Source organism: Rhodococcus sp. JS3073 (assembly GCF_026810085.1).
In the GTDB taxonomy this organism is placed as follows: Bacteria; Actinomycetota; Actinomycetes; order Mycobacteriales; family Mycobacteriaceae; genus Rhodococcus_F; species Rhodococcus_F wratislaviensis.
In genome coordinates, this window is record NZ_CP113951.1 from 6,546,336 (window position 1) to 6,567,287 (window position 20,952).

Genomic DNA, 20,952 nt, shown 5'->3' on the forward strand with positions numbered 1-20,952 from the left:
TTAACGCGGTGTTTCGGTCGTGTCGCGTCCGCGAAAGAAGTGTCGAATGTGATGTTTGACACGTCCGGCGGCCGCAGTCTAAGTTGTGTAAATCGCATAGCGTTGCCGATGACGCAACAATGCTGACGCCGCGATGACTCGGCGGGAACAGCTGTCCGCTGTTCGAACGGTCGCCGCGGATCGGGCACGCATGTCGTCACTCTCGGCAACGACGCCCCTTGCGATCTGCGCTCCCTACACACACAGACATCAGGTCACAGCTCGACCGACACGCATCTTTCCCGGCAACGAAAGAAACGGTGACATCTATGTCCGCTCCGGACGTCCAAGCCCCCGCCCCCGCCCCCGCCTCCGCGCCCGCACCGGCACTGATCCCCACCCTGGGTGGCCGGTACTACACCGACGCCGACATCTTCACGGACGAACAGGAGAACCTGTTCGAGGCGATGTGGTTCTGCGCCGTCCGTGCCGCCGATCTCGCCGACCCCGGAGCCTTCCGGAAGATCACGGTGGGCCGGGAGAGCGTGCTCCTCGTCCGCGGCCGCGACGGGGAACTGCGCGCCTTCCTCAACATCTGCCGTCACCGCGGCGCCATGCTGTGTACTGAGGACGAAGGACAGATCCGCAGGAACCTTCAGTGTCCCTACCACGCGTGGACTTACGGACTCGACGGCAAACTGGTGGCCGCCCCCAACATGGCAGCGCTGCGGGACGAGACCGGAGCCGACATCGACCGGGTGCGGTACGGACTGGTGCCGGTCGCGCTTCGTGAATGGCTCGGCTACGCATGGGTGTGCCTGGCCGACGAGCCGCCGTCGTTCGAGGACGAGGTCGTCGGCGCCGTCACCGAACGACTCGGTGATCCGGCCGCCATCGACAGGTACCAGATCGGGACCCTGGAACTCGGCCGCCGGATCGTCTACGACGTCGCGGCCAACTGGAAGCTGATCATCGAGAACTTTATGGAGTGCTACCACTGCGCGACCATCCACCCCGAGCTCACCGAGGTACTTCCCGAGTTCGCGGACGGCCTTGCCGCACAGTACTTCGTGGGGCACGGTGCCGCTTTCGGTGACGAGGTCGAGGGATTCACCATCGACGGAAGCGGCGGATTCGAGTCGCTGTCCGGCATCAGTCCCGACCAGGACCGCAAGTACTACGCCATCACGATCCGGCCGCAGGTCTTCGTCAACCTCGTGCCCGACCACGTCATCTTCCACCGCATGTTCCCCGTGTCCGCGGATCGCACCATCGTCGAATGCGACTGGCTGTACTCCCCGGAGGTCACCGCATCGGGTCGCGACGTCTCCCGTTCGGTGGAGCTGTTCCACCGAGTCAACCAGCAGGATTTCGACGCCTGTGAGCGGACCCAGCCCACGATGGCGTCGAAGGCGTACCGGAACGGGGGTGTGCTGGTGCCCGCGGAACACCACATCGGCGAATTCCACGAATGGCTACTGGAAAGGCTGAGCGGGGATCCCCGATGACCTACGCCGGCGAACAACCGAGGGTGACCGACCCTCCCAGGGTGAACGGTGTCGATCCGCAACCTCGACACCAGGCGCAGGAGCAGGAGCCGGCCGCGCCGTCCGGCGGCGAGGGTCGGCGGAGCGTCGACAAGGTGGTGTTCGGCACGGCCGCGGCGCTCGGTGTGGGACTCATCCTGTGGGGACTGCTGGCGCCGGAAAACCTGTCGGTCGTGTCGACCGCGGCGCTGGACTGGCTGGTGGCCGACCTCGGTTGGCTGTTCATCGCCGCGTCGTCGGCGTTCGTCGTCTTCTCGCTCTTCCTCGCGTTCTCCCGGTACGGCCGGATTCCGCTCGGCCGCGACGGCGAGAAACCGGAGTTCCGCACGGTGAGCTGGATCGCGATGATGTTCAGCGCCGGCATGGGAATCGGATTGATGTTCTACGGCGTCGCCGAACCGCTCGCCCATCTGGTGAGCCCGCCGCCGGGAACGGACGGCTCGGTCGGGTCGGCGATGGCCACGACGATGTTCCACTGGGGGCTGCATCCGTGGGCGATCTACGCGGTCGTCGGGTTGTCGATCGCTTACGGCTCCTACCGGCGCGGCCGCAAGCAGCTCATCAGCGCCGCGTTCTTCCCTCTTCTCGGCCGCCGCTCGGAAGGCGCCGTGGGGAAGGTCATCGACATCCTCGCGATCATCGCGACGATGTTCGGCACCGCCGCGTCGCTCGGGCTCGGTGCGCTGCAGATCGGTTCCGGCCTCGAGATCATCGGCTGGATGGACAACGTCGGCACGTTCGCGCTCGTTGCCCTCGTCGGGCTGCTGACGTTTGCGTTCGTCGGTTCGGCGGTGTCGGGAGTCGCACGGGGCATCCACTGGCTGTCCAACATCAACATGGTGCTGGCGGTGATTCTCGCGCTGTTCGTGTTCGTGCTCGGTCCGACCGTCCTCATCCTCAATCTGCTCCCCACCGCGATCGCGGACTATGCGGCGCAGCTCGCCACCATGTCGGGACGGACGGCCGCGAGTTCCGGCGACGGCACGGCGTCCTGGCTGTCGTCGTGGACGATCTTCTACTGGGCGTGGTGGGTGTCGTGGACTCCGTTCGTCGGAATGTTCCTCGCCCGGATCAGCCGCGGCCGCACGATCCGGCAGTTCGTGGTCGGCGTGATCGTCATTCCCACCTCGGTCAGCCTGGTGTGGTTCGCGGTGTTCGGCGGCGCCGGCATCGGACAGCAGCAGGACGGAGTCGACCTGGCGGCGCGCTCGTCGACCGAAGGCCAGTTGTTCGGGATGCTCGACCATCTGCCGTTGACCGGATTCGCCACCGTGCTGGTCATGGTGCTGGTCGCGATCTTCTTCGTGTCCGGCGCGGACGCCGCGTCGCTGGTGATGGGCACGCTGTCGCAGCGGGGTGCACGAGAACCGAGCACGTGGGTCGTCATCTTCTGGGGAACCCTCACCGGGGGCACCGCGGCACTCATCCTCTGGACCGGCGGCTCGGACGCCCTTCAGGGGCTGCAGACGATGACGATCATCGCGGCCGCGCCGTTCCTTCTGGTGATGATCGGGTTGTGCTTCTCGCTGTATCGGGACGTCTCCCGCGATCCGCTCATCGTCGGTTCATCGAAAAAGTCTGCACACGAGAGGGTTTCGGACACAGTATGAAGATGTCGGCACTATCCGCGGATCTCGACGTCCAGAGGTTGTTCGGGAAGGTGAATTTCATCGCGGGGGAGTGGGTCGCGGCGACGTCGGGGCGCACCCGCGACTGCATCGACCCGGCAACCGGGAACGTGATCGCCACGGTCGACGAGGCGTCGCCCGAAGACGCGAGACGAGCCGTGCTGGCGGCCCGGGCGACTTTCGATGCCGGGGACTGGCCGGAGACGGCGGTCGCCGTGCGATCGTCGCTCCTGTCGCGCATCGCGGATCTCCTCGAGCGCGACAAGGAGGAACTGGCGCGTATCGAGACGCTGGACACCGGTAAAACCTTGGTGGAGAGTCGAATCGACATCGACGACGTCGTCTCGGTATTCCGGTACTACGCCCGGCTCGCCCTCGTCTCCAGCGACCGAGTGGTCGACGTGGGTGACCCCGCGGTCGTCTCCCGGGTCGTTCGCGAACCGATCGGGGTGTGCGTCCTCATCGCACCCTGGAACTACCCGCTGCTCCAGATCTCCTGGAAGGTGGCACCCGCGCTGGCCGCCGGCTGCACGATGGTGCTCAAGCCCAGTGAGGTCACGCCGCTGAGCACGATCGCGTTCGCTCGGCTGATCGAGGAGGCGGGTGTGCCCGCCGGAGTCGTCAACCTGGTGCAGGGCAGCGGCGCCGACCTCGGCCCTGCGCTGACCGACACCGGCGACGTCGACTTCATCTCGTTCACCGGCGGACTCGCGACCGGCACCACCATCCTGGCGACGGCCGCGAAACACGTCACGAAGGTCGCCGTGGAACTGGGCGGGAAGAACCCGCACCTCGTGTTCGCCGACGCCGACTGGGAGTCGTCGGTCGACCAGGTACTCACCGGTGTCTTCCTGCATTCGGGGCAGGTGTGCTCGGCCGGGACGCGGCTGATCGTCGAGGAGTCGATCGCCGACGACTTCGTTGCCGCCCTCGTCTCGCGCGCCGAGGCCATCCGCGTCGGACCGGGGCTCGATCCCGGCAGCGAGACCGGACCGCTCGTGTCGGCGGCACAGCGCGACAAGATCGAAGCCTATGTGGCACTGGGTGTCTCCGAAGGAGCGACGCTCCGGACGGGTGGCTCCCGGCCCGCCGATCCCGCACTCGACGGCGGCAGCTACTACCTGCCCACCATCTTCGACCACTGCGACCGCTCCATGCGCATCGTGCAGGAGGAGACGTTCGGGCCCATCCTCACGGTCGAGAGATTCACCACCGAGGAGGACGCGGTCCGGCTCGGCAACGACACCGAGTACGGCCTCGCCGCCGGCGTCCGCACGTCGGATGCCGCGCGCGGTGAACGGGTGGTACGCCGCCTGCGCCACGGGACCGTGTGGCTCAACGACTTCGGCTACTACACCGCGGCGGCGGAATGGGGCGGATTCAAGAAGTCCGGCAACGGGCGCGAACTCGGACCCGCAGGACTCTCGGAATACCAGGAAGTCAAACACATCTGGAACAACACGACCTCGCCTCTCGCGGGTTGGTTCACCGCCACCTGACAGGCCTACCTCAACTTCTCAGGAAGTGATCGAATGACCAGTACCGACAATACGACCGGCGATCACGACAGTGGACTCGATGATTTCGGCTACAAGGAGTCCCTCGATCGCAGTATCGGCAAGTTCGCGAGCTTCGCCGCGGGCGTCAGCTACATTTCCATTCTGACCGGCACTTTCCAGTTGTTCTACTTCGGATTCGGCACCGCAGGCCCCGCCTACCTGTGGTCGTGGCCGCTGGTGTTCGTCGGCCAGCTCGCCGTGGCACTGTGCTTCATGGAGCTGGCCGCCAAGTATCCGATCGCCGGCTCCGTGTACAACTGGGCGAAGACGCTCGGCAGCAGAATAGTGGGGTGGTCCGCGGGCTGGCTGATGCTCACCGCGTCGATCGTCACCCTGTCGGCCGTTGTGCTGGCGCTGCAGCTCAACCTGCCGCGGCTGTGGAGCGGCTTCCAGATCGTCGGTGACGGCACCGGAGAACACGACTTCGCCACCAACGCCGTCATTCTCGGGACGGTGATGATCGGCTTCACCACCGTCGTCAACGCGCTCGGTGTCCGTCTCATGGCGATGATCAACAGCGCCGGGGTGTTCATCGAGATCATCGCGGCGGTGCTGATCGCGATCATCCTCGCCGCCAACATGACTCGCGGCCCGCAGGTGTTCTTCTCCACCCACGGGTACGGCGCAGGCGAAAGCGGTGGATACCTCGGGGCGTTCCTGGTGGCCACGCTCGCGTCGGGCTACGTGATGTACGGCTTCGACACCGCGAGTTCGCTGGGCGAGGAGACGGTGGAACCCCGTCGGACCGCGCCCAAGGCGATCTTCCGTGCGATCCTCGCCTCGTTCGTGATCGGCGGCGCGATCCTCGTGTTCGCCGTGATGGCGGCACCCGACCTCGACGATCCGAAGATCGGCGCGTCGGACGGCAGCCTGCAGTACATCGTGGAGCAGGTGATGTGGGGCCCGCTGGGCACGATCTTCCTGGTGTGCATCGTGATCGCGGTGACCGTCTGCTCGCTGGCGGTGCACACCGCCGCCATCCGGCTGACCTTCGCCATGGCCCGCGACAACGCACTCCCGTTCGGTGAGCGGCTGGCCCGCGTCCACCCGAGAACGCGGACACCCGTCGTGCCCGCCGTGACGATCGGAGTGGTGGCCGCGCTGATCCTGGTGGTCAACATCGGCCAACCGCACATCTTCACCGTTCTGACGTCGATCGCGATCATCATGATCTACCTGGCCTACCTGATGGTCACCGGCCCGATGCTGAAGAAGAGGTTGCGCGGTGAGTGGCCGCCGAGGGACCTGAAGGAGGGCGGCTACTTCACGATGGGCAAGTGGGGACTGCCCGTCAACATCGTCGCACTCGTGTGGGGAATCGGCATGGCCCTCAACCTCGCCTGGCCACGGGAGGCCGTGTACGGCGAACCGTGGTACAACACCTGGGGCGCCTTCGTCTACATCGGCGTCATCCTCGGGTTCGGACTGTTGTGGTACCTCACCACCGGCCGGCACCACATCGGAACGTTGACGTCACACTGCGCGGCGGTGGTAGCGCCCGCGCCGGAATCCGAACCGAACGACAAGGAGCTCGCCCGATGACCGACGGCGAATCGAAGAGCACTGCAGGGGAATTCGACTACGTGATCGCGGGCGGTGGAAGCGCGGGATGCGCACTCGCGGCGCGCCTGAGCGAAGACCCGTCGGTGACGGTGTGCCTGCTCGAGGCGGGCCCGTCCGACGTCGGGGACCGGGCGATCCTCGAACTGTCCCAGTGGATGCATCTGCTCGACTCCGGGTACGACTGGGACTACCCCGTCGAGCAGCAGGAGAAGGGCAACAGCTTCATGCGGCACGCCCGGGCCAAGGTCCTCGGCGGCTGCTCGTCCCACAACTCGTGTATCGCCTTCTGGCCGCCGGCCGAGGCACTCGACGACTGGGAGGCGATGGGGGCGTCGGGATGGGGTGCGCGGGACATCCTCCCGTACGTCAGCCGGCTGGAGAGCAACGACGCCCCCGGCGACGGCCACGGCCGCAGCGGGCCCGTGCGGTTGCGGGACGTCCCGCCGAACGACCCGTGCGGCCACGCGGTTCTCGACGCCGCCGCCGCGGTGGGGCTGCCGACCGTCGCATTCAACCGCGGCGGAACGGTGCTCAACGGCGCCGGATGGTTCCAGATCAACGCGTCCGAGGACGGCACCCGCATGTCGTCGTCGCACGCCTACCTGCACCCGATCCTCGGGACCCGGCCCAACCTGGAGGTCCGGACCGGCTGCTGGGTGAGCGAAATCCTGTTCGACGAACAGCACACGGCGACGGGCGTCCGGTACCAGCGCCCCGACCTCACCGGCTACGACACGGTGTCGGTGCGACGCGAGGTGGTGGTGACGGCCGGTGCCATCGACACCCCGAAGTTGCTGATGCTGTCGGGTATCGGCCCGGCGGAGCATCTCGCGGAGTTCGGGATCCCCGTCCGCGTCGACTCGCCCGGTGTCGGATCGAACCTCGACGATCACGTCGAGGGGCTCGTGTTCTGGGAGGCGTCCCAGCCGATGGTCACCGAATCGACGCAGTGGTGGGAGATCGGCCTCTTTGCGACCACACGTGACGGCCTGAACCATCCCGACCTGATGATGCACTACGGCAGCGTCCCGTTCGACATGAACACACTGCGGTGGGGTTACCCGACCACCGACAACGGATTCTGCTTGACACCCAACGTCACTCAGGGCCGCTCCCGCGGAACGGTCCGGTTGCGGTCGCGGGACTTCCGTGACCGCGCGAAGGTCGACCCTCGCTATTTCACCGACAGCGAGGGCCACGACGACCGGGTGATGCTGTCCGGGGTGAAGCTGGCGCGCAAGATCGCCGAGAAGAAGGCGCTCCGCGGGTGGATCGCCCGCGAACTGGCGCCGGGACCCGAGGCGGTGACGGACGCCGAGATCCTCGACTACATCCACAAGACCCACAACACGGTGTATCACCCCGCGGGCACGGCCCGCATGGGCGGTGTCGACGATCCGATGGCCGTGCTCGACCCGGAACTGCGGGTCAAGGGGGTACGAGGACTGAGGGTGGTCGACGCGTCGGCGATGCCGAAGCTGCCGCACGTCAACCCGAACATCACGGTCATGACGATGGCCGAGAGGTGCGCGGATCTGCTCCGGGGCCGGGCAGGGGCCGGGCTGCGGGCGGCGGAGTCGACGTTGTCCGAGGTCTGATCCGGGCGTCGATCGCCTCGGCGATCCTTCGCCAGATCTCGCTGCCCGGATCGATGACGGTGAAGTGATCGCCGGGGCCCTCGATCCGGACGACGTCGTCGGGGGTCGCCGCGGCGGCGTCGTGGTACTGCCTGGTCATCTCGAGCATGTCCGGCTCGTCGTCGACGGCGCACACCACCAGCTGAGGGATGCCCAGTGGCAGTCGATCGATCGGCGACGACCGTTCGTACGTCGCACGGTCGCCGGCCCAGTCGCTGCCGACGGCGTCCGCCACCGCGCCCTCGCCGAGGTGGCGTTCGCCGGCGAGTCGCAGATTCAGCACCCCGGCGAGGCTGACGGCCAGCGCCGGACGAACCGCTTCGTCCTCGGCCGCGGCGTCGGCGGCGGCACGGAGCGCGAGTTGAGCACCAGCCGAGTGGCCGAGGACCACCACACGTTTCGGGTCCGCCTCCGGGACGCTTGCGAGGGCCTGCACGGCGTCGGAGACGTCCGACGCCATTGCGGCCCAACGGTTCTCCGCAGGGCGCCGGTACTCGACATTCCAGGTGACGTACCCGCGGGCCGTCAGGTCGACCGCCGTCGCGTCCATCAGGTCGAACTCCCAGCGAGGACGCCAGAACCCGCCGTGGACCAACACGGCGACGGGGAAGGGGCCGTCACCGCCCGGGATCCGCACTTCCACTCGCTGATCGGGGTGGTCGCCGTAGCGGACGATCCGTCCGGGGTGGAAGCGGTGGTGGAACCAGCTGTCGACGGCGTAGCGCAGTCCGTCGAGCCCGCGCCCCCGGATGTGGACCCGGGTGCCCGGCGAGCGGTCGGCCTCGCACTCCCCGAAATCGACGCGAATCGCCCCGCCGGCCGGGGCGGTGAAGGAGGCCCCGGTGCCGGGCACGACGATGACCTCGCCTCGCCCGGCCGCCGACTGCACGGCCCGCTCGAGCCCGGCGGTGTCCGCGGCGAACCTCACATCACCGGTCAGACCGCGCGCATCCAGTGCCCGGCCCACGAGTTCCTCCGCGGTTCCGCGGTGTGCCACCGCGCCGGGGGCGAAGACGATGTCGACTCTGCACGTTGGTTCGCTCACCGGGTCACCGTACGTACCCGTGATGACATCTGGCGAGGGCACGCGAGATCTGTGCGAGGACCGCCGACGGGTGGCGATTGTCTGAGGTAAGACGCGCGCCGTTTCCGATCCCCCCGAGCGGCAGAACGTCAGGCTGGATGCAGCAGGCTTGCCAGTTGTCCGTGGTCGATCGACACGCCCGGCGCCCACTCGCGCACGCTGAAGTGGTCTCCGCGGACGTCCAGCACGCCGATGTCGGTGATGACGGTGCTGATGCAGCCTTCTGCGGTGAGGGGGAGACTGCAGCGGCGGACCAGTTTCAGGCTGCCGTCGCGGGCGCGGTGGGTCATTACTACGATGACCTTCCTGGCACCGTTGGCCAAATCCATCGCCCCCCCAATGCCTTTGACAACCGATCCGCCGTCGGACCAGTTGGCCAGATCGCCGGTGACCGAGACCTGCATCGCGCCCAGCACGGCGACATCGATATGGCCGCCGCGGATCATCCCGAAGGAGTCCGCGGAGTCGAAGAACGACGAGCCGGCGATGGTCGTCACTGTCTCCTTACCCGCGTTGATGAGGTCGGGATCCACCTGTCCGGGGGCCGGGTAGCCGCCCAATCCCATGATCCCGTTCTCCGAGTGCAGCATGATCGGTCGATCACGCAGATGATTGGCAATCAGAGTGGGGATGCCAATGCCCAGGTTGACATGCTCCCCGTCACGCAGTTCTGCAGCTGCTCGGGCGGCGATCTGCTCTCGCGACCAACTCATGCCACACCGCTCTTCACGACCGCCCGGGAAACCGGTGGGCACACTGTGCGCAGACGTTCGATCGGCTTGTGCATCTCGCCTTTCAGTTCCACGACACCGGAGACGAACACCCCCGGCAAGTGAATATCGTCGGCGGCGATCAGGCCCGCGTCCACGACGTGCACGACCTCGGCGACGGCGACGCGAGCTGCCATGGCGCACAGCGGGTTGAAGTTGCGCGCCGAGGCGTGAAACCGGAGATTGCCCAACGTGTCCGCGATCTCGGCGCGGATCAGCGCGATGTCGGCGGTGAGACTGTGCTCGAGCAGGCACGGGCGCCCGTCGACGGTCGCGACCTGACGTGCAGCCGAATACTCGGCCACGTCCCCCTCGCGGGTGTATCGCACCGGAATCCCACCGTTGGCTACCGCGGTGCCGACCCCGGTTGGGGTGTAGAACGCGGGAATCCCCGCCCCGCCGGCACGTAGCTTCTCGGCGAGGGTGCCCTGGGGGACAAGGTCCACGCGCAACGATCCCTGCAGGTACTGCGTCAGGAACACCGGGTTGTCCCCGATATACGATGCGGTCACTCGGGCGACACGCCTGGCGCGCAGCAACGCGGTGACGGCGGAATTGGCAGGACCGCAGTTGTTGGTGATGATGTGCAGATCGGTAGCCCCCGAGTCGAGCAGCGCCTCGAGCAGTGCTGCAGGCATGCCGCACAATCCGAACCCGCCGACAGCGATGGTTTGCCCGTCGGTGACCGCGGCCACCGCGGTTTCGGGTGTGTCGAGAACCTTATTCATCCTGATCTCCTCTGGTGGTGATGATGTTCCATATGCCGGGGTTGGTGCCGTGGTCCTCGTCCTCGACGACGGTGCTGAACTGGTCGATGGCGAACTGCCGGAATGTCTGTGCAGGCTCGGCCAGATCGACACCCGCGCGCCAGGCCAACCCGATCTCTCGGTAGGCGCCGGTGTCGGTGAGCGGCACCTCGATCAGGCCTGCAACCGGTGCCGGGGCGGCGGGAACGATGGCGACCCCGAGTCCGGCTGCGACCAATCCCCGCAGGGTGCTGACGCCGGCCGCCTCGAACGCGACTCGCGGTTCGAATCCGGCTGCGTGGCACAGTTCGTCGGCCATGTGACGCATGTAGTTGCCCGACTTCAGGGTCACGAAGTCGTCGCTGGCCGCCGCGGCCAACGGCGTGTCGGCTTCACTGGCGAGGTAGTGCTGCCCCGGGACCGCCAGCACCAGTCGCTGCACGCCGAGCCGGGCGACCCCGATATCGGGCCGTGTCGGCAGCGGCGATGTCACGCACAGCTCGACCTGGCCTTCCTGCAACAGGCGCAACAGTTGATCGGCACTGTCTTGCATCAGCGAGAACTTGATGTCGGGCGATTGCTCGTTGAACCGGCGCAACAATGAAGGTACGGCTTGCTCTCCCAGAGTGTGCAGAAAGCCCAGCGTGACCTGTCGACGAGCCGCGCCGACCTGCAACTCGTCGATGGCGGCCACCAAGATCGCCAGTGCCTGCCGCACGGGTTCCACCAGCTTCTCGCCCTCCGTCGTGAGTGTGATGCCGCTGGGCACGCGGGCGCACAACCGGGTCTCGAGGACATTTTCGAACCGGGCCAGGTGCCGGGTAAGCGTTGGCTGCGGCACACCCAGTGCCGTAGCGGCCTTGGTTATCTGCCCTTCCTGGGCGACCGCGGCAAATTGCACCAACATCGGACACAACGTATTCAGAACGTCATGCGAAAATGATTTATTCGGCTCATTCATTTCCGTATATCCTCAATTCAAAATTGACTTTTCTCCAAGTGTCGAATCATCGTTGACCCCTGTTTCGAACACCTGCTAACGTCGAATTTAGAGCACCGACGTGCGACAGGGCAATACCTCCTCGCCGAGCAATTACTGCCGACCCGCATCCGACGGGCTCCGATTTCGAATAATCAACAGAGGCAGCCGAATGCGGCTTGCCGGAGGCCATTCAATTCCAAGAATTGATGGTTCATGCGAAGGGAAAAGGGATGATAACCGAAGAAATAGCCGCCGACGCGCTGGATATGTTCGAGACATTTGTCAGCGCGGGGTGGACCGACGGTCTGCCCGTCATTCCGCCGACCGCACGCCGGGTCGCGGAATTCGTCGAACGCGCCGGGCGCGGCGCCGATGAGGTCGTCGCCGAGGTCGCTCCTCTCGGCGGCGCGGCGACGACCGAAAAGATCGCCGCCAACGCCATCATGGCAGGGTGCACGCCGGACCACATGCCGGTGTTGATTGCCGCCCTGCAGGCCGCCACCGATCCGGCGATGAACATCGGCGGCATGCAGTGCTCGACGCACATGGCATCGCCGTTGCTGATCGTGCACGGGCCGATTCGCGACGAGCTGGGTATCAACTCCGGTGCCAACAGCTTCGGGCAGGGTGTGCGTGCCAACGCGACCCTGGGGCGCGCCCTGAAACTCGCGCTGGTCAATATCGGCGGATCGCACCCCGGCGAGGCGGACAAGGCCACCCTGGGCCAGCCCGGCAAGTTCACGTTCTGCATCGGCGAGAACGAAGAGGACTCGCCCTGGCCGGCGCTGCACGTCGACCGGGGGCTGTCCAAGACCGACAGCGCGGTCACTCTCTACGGTGCCGAGGGCCCGCAGAACATCAACAACCAGGCCGCCGACAACCCATTCGACATCCTCACCACTGTCGCGGGCATGATGACGAACCTCGGGTCGAATCACCTCTTCATCCAGGGTGAGAGCTTCGTGGTGCTGTGCCCCGAGCACGCCCAGATCATTGCCGACGCCGGTTGGACGAAGGCCGACATCAAGCACTTCCTATTCCAGAACGCCACACGCAGCGTTCGCGAGATCGGCGCCGGCGGTATCCACGGCCGCAAGGTGCGCAACTACCCGACCTGGCCGCGCTTCGTCGATGCCGACGATCTCGACGCCCGCGTTCCGGTCACCCGCCGCGTCGATGACATCACCATCATCGTCACCGGCGGCCCCGGCCGACACTCGGCATACCTGCCCGGCTGGGGCACCCGGTCGGTTACCCGCAAGATCGAAGCATGAAAGGTCAGCAGCACATGTCTATTACGATCGATGACAACAAAAAAGACTGGGCAACACAGTATTTGGTCGAGAAGCTCGGCCTGGTCGATCCGACGGTGAACGCCGCCGACGCTGCCAGGTCCAAGCCCAACGGTGCTGCCGCACCGCGCCTGGCCGCGCTGACCGGCGCTCGCGGCGTGCTGTTGGACAACACCAAGGGCAACGCCGGACCGCTACTGCGCCACGTGGGCGATCTGCTCGAAACGAAGTACGGTGTCCGGCCGCTGACGATGGAGCGCAAGATCGTCTATTCCCGCCCGGCCGACCCAGCACAGCTCGACGAGCTCGCCCGTGACTACGAGTTCGTCGTGACCGGTGTCGGTGCGTGCGGCTCGTGCACCTCCGGCTGTGTGCGCGACGCTGTCGACCTCGAGGCCCGCGGCATTCCGACCGTCGCGATCCACACGACGGTCTTCATGAATTCTGCGATCGCCCACCGTGGTGCGTTCGGTCGTCCCGACCTGCAGTTCGTGCCGGTTGAGCACCCCATCGCCGCGGTCAGCGACGCCGAGCTCGAGCGGCGCGCCATCGCGCTGGTGGACGATGTCGCGACGATTCTGATTGGGCGCAAGGCATGAGCAGCATTCGCGAAGACGTTGAAAATGCCCTCGGTGGGCTGCGGCAGGGTTTCCAGGCCGACGGTGCGGACCTGACCGTCGAAGAGGCGACGGAGTCCCAGGTGACGCTGCGGCTGGTGGGCAGCGACGAGACCTGCTGGGAATGCATCGTGGCCCCCGCCCAGCTGCGTGACGTGGTGGGTTCGGTGCTGCACGACAGCATCGGCTCGCAACCCTCGGTCGAGGTGATCGACCCACGCAGCGACCAATGAGCGATCGGTGGCCGGGATTCCGCGAGAGCCTGTCCGAGCAAGCACGGGTCCGCCCCCCGCGACCCGTCGCGCAGGCATCTCACCCGGCCACCGACGCCCTGACCCTCACCCCTGCATCGAAACGACCCGACCGGGAAACCGATGACACCGACCGCTCGTTGGCGAAGTCGCAGACGGCCAATGGGTCCTCGAGCATGGCGGCCGTCGCCGTGGGGTGGGCGAAGTCCACTGACGGGTTCGCGGATTCCAGCGCCCGCACCATCCTCGGCGCCAATGGCATCACCCTCGAGTGTCCGGTGATGCGGCACATGACCACTCTCGAATCCGTCCTCACCTACGAAGGCACCGGCGAGATCCACACCCTCATCGTCGGTCAGGCCATTACCGGTCTGCCCGCGTTTCACCGACATCGGAGCATCCATGGATTCCCCACGCAACGTCATCATCATCGGCGGCGGCCCGGCCGGGTACACCGCCGCCATCTACACCGGCCGCGCCGACCTGAACCCCCTGGTCGTCGAGGGCACCCAGTACGGCGGCGCACTCATGCAGACCACCGAGGTCGAGAACTTTCCCGGATTCGTCGAAGGAATCCAGGGCCCCGAACTCATGGACACCCTGCGCAAACAGGCCGCACGCTACGGAGCGGACCTACTCACCACCGACGTCTCCGCTGTCGACCTGACCGGTGACATCAAGACAGTCACCATCGGCGACAACACCTTCGAAGCACGGACGGTGATCCTGGCAATGGGGTCGGCCTACCGCAACCTAGGCCTGCCCAACGAACAGCGCCTGTCCGGACACGGCGTCTCCTGGTGTGCGACCTGTGACGGGTTCTTCTTCCGCGACCAGCACATCGCGATTGTCGGCGGCGGCGACTCCGCCCTCGAGGAAGCGATGTTCCTGACCCGCTTCGCTTCCAGTGTCACCGTGGTGCACCGGCGCGACACACTGAGGGCATCGAAGATCATGCAGGAACGCGCGTTCGCGAACCCCAAGATCCGGTTCCTCTGGAACAGCGTCCCCGAAGACGTTGTCGGCGATCAAGAAGTGACCGGCCTGCTCGTGCGCGACACCGGTACCGGCGAACAGTCGACGGTACCGGTCACGGGTGTGTTCATCGCGATCGGTCACGACCCACGACACGAACTCGTGCACGGTCAGATCCCACTCGACGACGAAGGCTACGTCTTGACCGAAGGCCGCTCCTCACGCACCACGGTGAGCGGAGTGTTCGCATGCGGCGACCTCGTCGACCACACATACCGGCAAGCCATCACCGCCGCCGGCAGCGGCTGTACCGCCGCACTCGACGTCGAACGCTACCTCGCCGACACTGCCGCAGGTGGCGCCGTCGCTGACCAGCAGCGCCCACCAAACCCCAATCAACCGATTCCGGTCCGACCACACAGGCAAGGGAACTGAACATGTCCGATCACGCACTCACTGTCACCGATGATTCCTTCGACGAACTCGTTCTGAAGAGCGCCCGGCCGATCCTCGTCGACTTCTGGGCACCATGGTGCGGGCCGTGCAAGAAACTGTCGCCGATCCTCGACGAAATCGCGGCAGAGAGCAGCGGCACAATCGCAATCGCGAAGCTGGACGTCGACGCAAACCCGAACTCCGCCAAAAGCTACCGCGTCATGTCCCTTCCGACCATGGTCGTCTTCCGCGACGGCGAAGTCGTCGGCAGAATTACGGGCGCCAAGGACAAGGCCACATTGCTGAAAGACATCGGCGCCGCCCTCTCCGTGAACGAAGACACCGCCAACCCGATGTGAGGGTGCCTTCTCGACCTCGCCGTATCTCCCGAACCGCCCGGTCCCAGGAGTACCTGCGTCCGAGTGGTGAATAGCATTCCCGCACAGGGTGTTCCCGAAAAGGGACCGCAGCCCTGTTCCGCCACTTCGCATCAACACTCTGACGCGCGATGCCGCTGGTGGATCAATTCTGCCCGATGTATCGGACGGTTGCTTCTCCGCACGCTCGAGCCATTTATTCATGAATGCCGACATTCAATTTCGAATACCTGTTCAAGGGTTATTTTCGAAGCCCGCCAGAGGTAATGTGGTCCCTGTCACTGCAGCAGGTGGTGCTTCCGTTCCGGAAGTTACCACCCAATTGTGAACCGCCGGGTCTATTTCCGAAGTCACAATTGGCAGGACGCCCACAATACCTGGTTTTCCTTCAACGCGAATTCCCATGTGGACCCGCGCGTCGCAGCTGAACCCGAGTCCAGCTTTGCCTGCGAGTTCTTGCAGAGCAACGAAAGAAAGGGCATCGATGTCCACCTCCACGCCTCCACCGGCGGCCTTGGCGCCGCCCACTACTGTCCGTCGACGTCGGTACTACGCCCAGCTGTGGTTCTGGGTTCTGGTCGCCTTGGTCGGCGGTATCATCGTCGGACTCGTCGCTCCGGGATTCGGGGAGAATCTCCGCTTTCTGGCGGACAGCTTCATCCAGCTCATCAAGGTGGTCGCGCCGCCTATCGTATTTTGCACCATCGTGATTGGAGTGGCCTCGATCGGCAACATGCTCAAGGCTGGAAGGCTCGCTGCAACCGCTCTCGGCTACTTCCTGGCCATGACGATCGTCGCGCTCTCGCTGGGGCTTGTCGTGGTCAACGTCATTCGTCCCGGCGCCGACTTCCCCACGCAGGTAGCTGATCCCAGCGCACTCCAGACTGCCCACATGGATGTCACCGAAGCGACCGGGAAGACCGGAATTCTCGGCTTCATTCAGGACGAGCTACTGCCGAAGAGTCTTTTCGGTCCATTCGTAGAAAATGACATGCTTCGTGTGATCGTGTTGGCAATCTTGTTCGCCCTCGCCGCATCGATGCTTGCTACTCCGCTACGCATGCGGGTCGTAGCCGCGGTCGAACTGATGTCGAAGGTTGTTTTCGGAGTTATCCGAATACTGATGCTGCTGGCGCCGATTGCGGCATTCGGCGGGATGGCCTATACCGTGTCTCAATTCGGGGGTAAGACGCTGGCCAACCTAGGTCTGCTGATGGTCGCCTTCTGGCTGACATGCTTCTTTTTCGTCTTTGTCGTACTTGGTGCGGTCTGCGCGTGGAGTGGATTCAGCATCTTCAAGTTTCTTCGCATGATCAAGGATGAGCTGCTCATTATCGTCGGAACATCGACATCCGAGACTGTCCTGCCGCGCCTCTTGGGGAAGCTCGAGGCGGCGGGTGCAAGTCGGTCGGTTGTCAGCATGGTTCTGCCGACAGGTTACGCGTTCAATCTGGACGGCAGCTGCATCTACTTGACGATGGGAGCGCTCTTCATCGCGCAGGCCGGCGGTGTGGATCTTCCCATCGGGGCGCAACTCGCCCTTGTGGCGCTGATGATCCTCACGTCGAAGGGCGCGGCCGGGGTGACCGGCGCAGGCCTTGTCACGCTCGCCGCGTCCCTCCAGGCATTCGGTCCGGACTTCTTTCCTCCGTCAGTACTCACCATCGGCCTCGCTCTGCTCGTCGGCATCGATCGGATCATGAGTGAGGGCCGCTCGTTGACCAATGCGATAGGCAATGCGGTCGCGGTGATGGTCATTGCGCGCTGGCTGGGCGAGCGTGACGAGACACGCTTCCGTGCGGCGCTCAAAGACCCCGAACTCGTGCGAGACCAGATCGAGCAGGAGCCGGATACGGTTCCACTCCCGGCCAGTACATACGAAATGCCCGAGGCGGTCCGGCCCCACGGTCGGATGGCAGCCCGAGGTGACGACGAGTCGCCGACGTGTGAGTATGCGCCGGCCAGCACGTCCACGATGGAGCCGCGGGCTTGACGTCCGGTCATGAGAGGACTCACGATGCCGGCGCGTATTCGAAAACTCTAGCGGTCGCCACGATTATGTAATATGGAGTTCGGAGCCCGGTACTCGAACACCAGCAGTGAGGACGGTCATGGGCGTGCATGCCAACACCAGAGCCATCGAGAAGGACATCGTCACCGACTTCAGCGAGCGGATGAGCTACGGCTCGTACCTGGACCTCGACACGCTGCTGAGTGCGCAGAAACCGGTGAGCCGGCCGGAGCATCACGACGAACTGCTGTTCATCATCCAGCACCAGACCACCGAACTCTGGCTGAAGCTCGTCCTGCACGAAACACTCGCGGCCCGGGCCGCTTTCGACGAGGACGAGATCGGCCGGGCGCTCAAGTGCGTGGCGCGCGTGAAGCACATCCAGAAGACGCTGACCGAACAGTGGTCGGTCTTGGCCACCCTGACCCCCACCGAGTACTCGGAGTTCCGCCAGTTCCTCGGTAATTCGTCCGGGTTCCAGTCCTACCAGTACCGCGCCGTCGAGTTCGTGCTCGGCAACAAGAACGCCGGAATGCTGACGGTGTTCGAATCCGATCCCGCCGCCCATGATCTGCTCGAGCGGCTCCTCACCGAGCCGAGTCTGTACGACGCGTTCTGGCGGTGCCTGTCGCGGCTCGGGTACGACGTGCCTGCCTCCGCGCTCGACCGCGACGTGACCACCGCCTACACGCTGAACGAGGACCTGCTGCCCCTGATCAAGTTCGTCTACGAGAACCACGACGAGCACTGGGCCGTCTACGAAGCGTTCGAGGAGTTCGTCGACCTCGAGGAGAACTTTCAGCTGTGGCGCTTCCGCCACATGCGCACGGTGCTGCGGACCATCGGCATGAAGTCCGGTACGGGCGGATCCAGTGGGGTCGGATTCCTGCAGAAGGCGCTTGACCTGACGTTCTTCCCGGAACTGCTGGCCGTGCGCACCGAGATCGGACGATGATGACCACGTCGACCGATGTGCCGGCCGCCCGCGCCGCCCAACTCGACGCCGCGGACCCGCTGCGCGCGTATCGCGACCTGTTCATCGGCTCCGACGACCCGTCGGTGCCCGCCTACCTCGACGGAAACTCACTCGGACGGCCCACCAAAGCGAGCGCCGAGCGGATCAGCGCGTTCGTCACCGAGTCGTGGGGCGGGCGGCTCATCCGCGGGTGGGACGAGGAGTGGTACGACCTGCCGATCACGATCGGCGACACCCTCGCGAGGGTCGTGCTCGGCGCGGCCGCCGGGCAGGCCACCATCGGTGACTCGACGACGGTCCTGCTGTACAAGCTGGCACGCGGTGCGCTCGCATTGCGCCCGGACCGTACCGAGATCGTGGTGGATCGCGACAACTTTCCGACGGACCGGTACGTCCTCGAGGGTATCGCCGGGGAACTCGGGCTCACGCTTCGATGGATCGATTCGGACACACGGGGCGGGGTCACCGTCGACGACCTGAAGTCCGTGGTCTCCGAACACACCGCGCTCGTCGTGCTCAGCCACGTCGCCTACCGCTCGGGCTACCTGGTGGACGCCGCCGGCGCCGCCCGCGTGACGCACGACGCCGGTGCGCTCCTGCTGCTCGACCTGTGTCACTCCGTCGGCTCGGTTCCCCTCGAACTCGACGCGTGGGATGTCGATCTGGCGGTCGGGTGCACGTACAAGTATCTGAACGGCGGTCCGGGCTCACCGGCGTTCGCCTACGTTCGGGCCGATCATCAGCAGCATTTCGTGCAGCCGATCTGGGGCTGGATGGGCCGCGACAACCCGTTCGCGATGGCACAGGGCTACCAACCGGCGCCCGGCATCCGGCGCGTGATCAGCGGAACGCCGTCGGTCCTCGGCATGATCGCGCTGCAGGACACCCTCGAACTCCTCGACGAGGTCGGCATGGATGCGGTGCGGGCCAAGTCGGTCGCGCTCACCGAGTACGCGCTCGAACTCGTGCGCGAGGTGCTGATTCCCTTAGGTGTGGAGATCGGATCGCCGGAGGATTCGGCCGAGCGGGGTGGTCACGTCATCATCGACCACCCGCGGTTCGAGACCGTCGTCGAGCGACTGTGGACGAAGGGCGTCATCCCCGACTTCCGGGCCCCGCAGGGACTGCGGCTCGGCCTGAGCCCGCTGAGTACGAGCTTCGGTGAGGTGTGCGCCGGGATACTCGCGATCCGTGATGAGCTCACCTACTGAGCCGGCGAGCGCGATCCTCGACGACTTCGATTCGAGGCCCGGCAGCGCGACGTCGCTGATCCGGACCGTCCTCGGTGCGTACGTGCGCGACGTCGGCGGGTGGGTGGCGATCGCCGACTTCGTGGAACTGATGCACGCCGTCGGCATCCCGCCCGAATCGACGCGCATCGCCGTGGCCCGCCTCAAGAAGAAGGGGGTGCTGCGGCCGCTGACCCGCGACGGTCGGAGCGGGTACGAGGTGACCGAGCAGGCCGAGGCGATGTTCACGCGCGGCGATCCGCGGATCTTCGGCTTCCGTCAGATGGCGGACACCGATCCCTGGCGGTTGATCTCGTTCACCATCCCCGAATCGCAACGGGCGGTGCGGCACCAGTTGCGCCGACGGCTCGGCTGGATCGGCTGCGGAACCGTGTCGCCCGGCTTGTGGATCGCCCCCGAGTATCTCGCCCGCGAGGTCGACGACATCGTCGACGCGCTGGGCCTGACCGAGTACGTGACGACCTTTGTGTCCACGGCGGTGTTCGTGCCCGATTCGATGGGGGACGCGGCGACGCGGTGGTGGGACCTCGATGGCATCGCCGCGCGGCACCGCGACTTCCTCGACCGCCACCGGGTCGCTCTGTCTGCTGCAGAGGATGTCTCGCCGCGAGAAGCGTTCGTCCGCTTCGTCCCGCTGCTCGACGAATGGCGGATCATCCCGTACATCGACCCAGGTCTGCCGGAAGGCATGCTGCCGGCGGAGTGGCCGGGCGCCGACAGCGTCCGGCTGTTCGCGTCGGCGCGGGACCGCTACCTGACCGGGAGCCGCGACTGGGTGCGGAGCGTGCAGTCGCGGCTCCCGGTGTGAGGTGCTATCCGAGGAATTCCTCGCCGATGTTCTTGGCCCACTCCTCGGCCTGATCCTTGGGGCGGATCGAGCTGGACCCGTCGTGCCTGCCGTGTTCGCCGACCTGGACCGCGCCGAGGGAGACGAGCTTCTCGGCGATGATCTCGCCGCCGCGGTTGTAGGTTTCCTCGTACACCTTGTCGCCGAGGCCGAACAGCGCGAACTGCATCCCGGTGAGGTCGGGTTCGTCCTCCTCGAGGCCCTCGAAGAAGGGTTCCGCGCCGGTGGGCAGCTCGCCCTCACCGTAGGTGGAGCACACGATGACGTGGAAGTTCTCGGGGTCGAGATCGCCCGCGTCGAATTCCATCATGTCGTACAGGGACGTGTCGCCGTAGTCGCCGAGCACGTCGGCGATGTTGTCGGCCACCAGTTCGGAGGTTCCGCCCTCGCTGCCGTACAGAATCACCACTGCCATTGTTCTTGCTC

20 protein-coding genes and 1 pseudogene are annotated in these 20,952 nt (G+C 65.7%); 15 read left to right on the forward strand and 6 right to left on the reverse strand.

Annotated elements, in window-relative coordinates:
• Positions 1 to 308 precede the first annotated feature (308 nt).
• Genes OYT95_RS29700 through OYT95_RS29720 form a run of 5 tightly spaced genes read left to right on the forward strand, consistent with a single transcriptional unit; the run spans position 309 to position 7,874 of the window.
• Entirely contained in the window at positions 309 to 1,487 is a 1,179-nt protein-coding gene (locus OYT95_RS29700; RefSeq protein WP_268789828.1) for an aromatic ring-hydroxylating oxygenase subunit alpha, read from the forward strand.
• Positions 1,484 to 3,136 carry a BCCT family transporter gene (locus OYT95_RS29705; protein ID WP_112301896.1) on the forward strand — a complete coding sequence of 551 codons (1,653 nt, stop codon included), beginning with the start codon at positions 1,484 to 1,486 and terminating at the stop codon, positions 3,134 to 3,136. Before OYT95_RS29700 ends, OYT95_RS29705 begins: the two co-directional genes overlap by 4 nt.
• Positions 3,133 to 4,653 carry an aldehyde dehydrogenase family protein gene (locus OYT95_RS29710; protein ID WP_268789829.1) on the forward strand — a complete coding sequence of 507 codons (1,521 nt, stop codon included), beginning with the start codon at positions 3,133 to 3,135 and terminating at the stop codon, positions 4,651 to 4,653. Before OYT95_RS29705 ends, OYT95_RS29710 begins: the two co-directional genes overlap by 4 nt.
• A 33-nt stretch (positions 4,654 to 4,686) precedes the next feature.
• A complete protein-coding gene (locus OYT95_RS29715; RefSeq protein WP_268789830.1) occupies positions 4,687 to 6,255 on the forward strand; it encodes an APC family permease in 1,569 nt (522 codons plus the stop codon).
• Entirely contained in the window at positions 6,252 to 7,874 is a 1,623-nt protein-coding gene (locus OYT95_RS29720; RefSeq protein ID WP_268789831.1) for a GMC family oxidoreductase, read from the forward strand. Before OYT95_RS29715 ends, OYT95_RS29720 begins: the two co-directional genes overlap by 4 nt.
• On the opposite strand, the gene OYT95_RS29725 is transcribed toward OYT95_RS29720, so the two are convergent.
• The 4 genes from OYT95_RS29725 to OYT95_RS29740 form a co-directional block, all read right to left on the reverse strand.
• Positions 7,783 to 8,958: an alpha/beta hydrolase family protein gene (locus tag OYT95_RS29725; RefSeq protein ID WP_112301923.1), complete on the reverse strand. Its 1,176-nt coding sequence runs from the start codon at positions 8,956 to 8,958 to the stop codon at positions 7,783 to 7,785. The two genes, OYT95_RS29720 and OYT95_RS29725, sit on opposite strands and share 92 nt — an antisense overlap.
• Before the next feature lie 128 nt (positions 8,959 to 9,086).
• A complete protein-coding gene (locus OYT95_RS29730) occupies positions 9,087 to 9,710 on the reverse strand; it encodes a 3-oxoacid CoA-transferase subunit B (RefSeq protein ID WP_128641664.1) in 624 nt (207 codons plus the stop codon).
• Positions 9,707 to 10,495, reverse strand: coding sequence for a CoA transferase subunit A (locus tag OYT95_RS29735; protein ID WP_037226769.1), 789 nt, complete (start codon positions 10,493 to 10,495; stop codon positions 9,707 to 9,709). Before OYT95_RS29735 ends, OYT95_RS29730 begins: the two co-directional genes overlap by 4 nt.
• A complete protein-coding gene (locus OYT95_RS29740) occupies positions 10,488 to 11,474 on the reverse strand; it encodes a LysR family transcriptional regulator (protein WP_081792189.1) in 987 nt (328 codons plus the stop codon). The genes OYT95_RS29735 and OYT95_RS29740 overlap by 8 nt, the downstream gene beginning before the upstream one ends.
• 197 nt (positions 11,475 to 11,671) lie before the next feature.
• Between OYT95_RS29740 and OYT95_RS29745 the strand changes: the two genes are divergently transcribed.
• From OYT95_RS29745 to trxA, 6 genes and pseudogenes are all read left to right on the forward strand, one after another.
• Entirely contained in the window at positions 11,672 to 12,769 is a 1,098-nt protein-coding gene (locus OYT95_RS29745; protein ID WP_147307746.1) for a hypothetical protein, read from the forward strand.
• A complete protein-coding gene (locus OYT95_RS29750; RefSeq protein ID WP_052032840.1) occupies positions 12,766 to 13,386 on the forward strand; it encodes a UGSC family (seleno)protein in 621 nt (206 codons plus the stop codon). The genes OYT95_RS29745 and OYT95_RS29750 overlap by 4 nt, the downstream gene beginning before the upstream one ends.
• The gene (locus OYT95_RS29755) at positions 13,383 to 13,637 is read left to right on the forward strand and encodes a NifU family protein (RefSeq protein ID WP_128641666.1); all 255 of its coding nucleotides are present in this window, start codon (positions 13,383 to 13,385) and stop codon (positions 13,635 to 13,637) included. Before OYT95_RS29750 ends, OYT95_RS29755 begins: the two co-directional genes overlap by 4 nt.
• Positions 13,638 to 13,885: 248 nt before the next feature.
• Positions 13,886 to 14,038 (forward strand): annotated as a pseudogene (locus OYT95_RS29760) (acyl-CoA dehydrogenase family protein); the annotation flags it as partial.
• A 19-nt stretch (positions 14,039 to 14,057) separates the two neighbouring features.
• Positions 14,058 to 15,065 carry a thioredoxin-disulfide reductase gene (gene trxB / locus OYT95_RS29765; RefSeq protein WP_128641668.1) on the forward strand — a complete coding sequence of 336 codons (1,008 nt, stop codon included), beginning with the start codon at positions 14,058 to 14,060 and terminating at the stop codon, positions 15,063 to 15,065.
• 2 nt (positions 15,066 to 15,067) lie between these two features.
• Positions 15,068 to 15,424: a thioredoxin gene (trxA, locus tag OYT95_RS29770; RefSeq protein WP_128641669.1), complete on the forward strand. Its 357-nt coding sequence runs from the start codon at positions 15,068 to 15,070 to the stop codon at positions 15,422 to 15,424.
• A gap of 252 nt (positions 15,425 to 15,676) precedes the next feature.
• Here trxA and OYT95_RS29775 read toward each other — a convergent pair whose 3' ends face one another.
• On the reverse strand, positions 15,677 to 15,934 hold the full coding sequence (locus OYT95_RS29775; protein ID WP_128970094.1) for a hypothetical protein: 258 nt from the start codon (positions 15,932 to 15,934) through the stop codon (positions 15,677 to 15,679).
• On the opposite strand from OYT95_RS29775, the gene OYT95_RS29780 reads away from it, so the two are divergent.
• From OYT95_RS29780 to OYT95_RS29795, 4 genes are all read left to right on the forward strand, one after another.
• Complete coding sequence (locus OYT95_RS29780) at positions 15,927 to 17,435, forward strand: cation:dicarboxylate symporter family transporter (protein ID WP_063748188.1); 1,509 nt, start codon at positions 15,927 to 15,929, stop codon at positions 17,433 to 17,435. The two genes, OYT95_RS29775 and OYT95_RS29780, sit on opposite strands and share 8 nt — an antisense overlap.
• 118 nt (positions 17,436 to 17,553) lie before the next feature.
• Complete coding sequence (locus OYT95_RS29785) at positions 17,554 to 18,408, forward strand: tryptophan 2,3-dioxygenase (protein ID WP_128641670.1); 855 nt, start codon at positions 17,554 to 17,556, stop codon at positions 18,406 to 18,408.
• Complete coding sequence (locus OYT95_RS29790) at positions 18,405 to 19,640, forward strand: kynureninase (RefSeq protein ID WP_128641671.1); 1,236 nt, start codon at positions 18,405 to 18,407, stop codon at positions 19,638 to 19,640. Before OYT95_RS29785 ends, OYT95_RS29790 begins: the two co-directional genes overlap by 4 nt.
• Complete coding sequence (locus OYT95_RS29795; RefSeq protein ID WP_268789832.1) at positions 19,624 to 20,487, forward strand: PaaX family transcriptional regulator; 864 nt, start codon at positions 19,624 to 19,626, stop codon at positions 20,485 to 20,487. The genes OYT95_RS29790 and OYT95_RS29795 overlap by 17 nt, the downstream gene beginning before the upstream one ends.
• A 4-nt stretch (positions 20,488 to 20,491) precedes the next feature.
• Here the strand turns inward: OYT95_RS29795 and OYT95_RS29800 are convergent, their stop codons facing one another.
• Complete coding sequence (locus OYT95_RS29800) at positions 20,492 to 20,941, reverse strand: flavodoxin domain-containing protein (protein WP_005253993.1); 450 nt, start codon at positions 20,939 to 20,941, stop codon at positions 20,492 to 20,494.
• Positions 20,942 to 20,952 lie beyond the last annotated feature (11 nt).

Coding starts and splice junctions, on each gene's coding strand:
- OYT95_RS29700 (WP_268789828.1), top strand. CDS start 309: ATGTCCGCTCCGGACGTCCAAGCCCCCGCCCCCGCCCCCGCCTCCGCG.
- OYT95_RS29705 (WP_112301896.1), top strand. CDS start 1,484: ATGACCTACGCCGGCGAACAACCGAGGGTGACCGACCCTCCCAGGGTG.
- OYT95_RS29710 (WP_268789829.1), top strand. CDS start 3,133: ATGAAGATGTCGGCACTATCCGCGGATCTCGACGTCCAGAGGTTGTTC.
- OYT95_RS29715 (WP_268789830.1), top strand. CDS start 4,687: ATGACCAGTACCGACAATACGACCGGCGATCACGACAGTGGACTCGAT.
- OYT95_RS29720 (WP_268789831.1), top strand. CDS start 6,252: ATGACCGACGGCGAATCGAAGAGCACTGCAGGGGAATTCGACTACGTG.
- OYT95_RS29730 (WP_128641664.1), bottom strand. CDS start 9,710: ATGAGTTGGTCGCGAGAGCAGATCGCCGCCCGAGCAGCTGCAGAACTG.
- OYT95_RS29735 (WP_037226769.1), bottom strand. CDS start 10,495: ATGAATAAGGTTCTCGACACACCCGAAACCGCGGTGGCCGCGGTCACC.
- OYT95_RS29740 (WP_081792189.1), bottom strand. CDS start 11,474: ATGAATGAGCCGAATAAATCATTTTCGCATGACGTTCTGAATACGTTG.
- OYT95_RS29750 (WP_052032840.1), top strand. CDS start 12,766: ATGAAAGGTCAGCAGCACATGTCTATTACGATCGATGACAACAAAAAA.
- OYT95_RS29755 (WP_128641666.1), top strand. CDS start 13,383: ATGAGCAGCATTCGCGAAGACGTTGAAAATGCCCTCGGTGGGCTGCGG.
- trxB (WP_128641668.1), top strand. CDS start 14,058: ATGGATTCCCCACGCAACGTCATCATCATCGGCGGCGGCCCGGCCGGG.
- trxA (WP_128641669.1), top strand. CDS start 15,068: ATGTCCGATCACGCACTCACTGTCACCGATGATTCCTTCGACGAACTC.
- OYT95_RS29780 (WP_063748188.1), top strand. CDS start 15,927: ATGTCCACCTCCACGCCTCCACCGGCGGCCTTGGCGCCGCCCACTACT.
- OYT95_RS29785 (WP_128641670.1), top strand. CDS start 17,554: ATGGGCGTGCATGCCAACACCAGAGCCATCGAGAAGGACATCGTCACC.
- OYT95_RS29790 (WP_128641671.1), top strand. CDS start 18,405: ATGATGACCACGTCGACCGATGTGCCGGCCGCCCGCGCCGCCCAACTC.
- OYT95_RS29795 (WP_268789832.1), top strand. CDS start 19,624: ATGAGCTCACCTACTGAGCCGGCGAGCGCGATCCTCGACGACTTCGAT.
- OYT95_RS29800 (WP_005253993.1), bottom strand. CDS start 20,941: ATGGCAGTGGTGATTCTGTACGGCAGCGAGGGCGGAACCTCCGAACTG.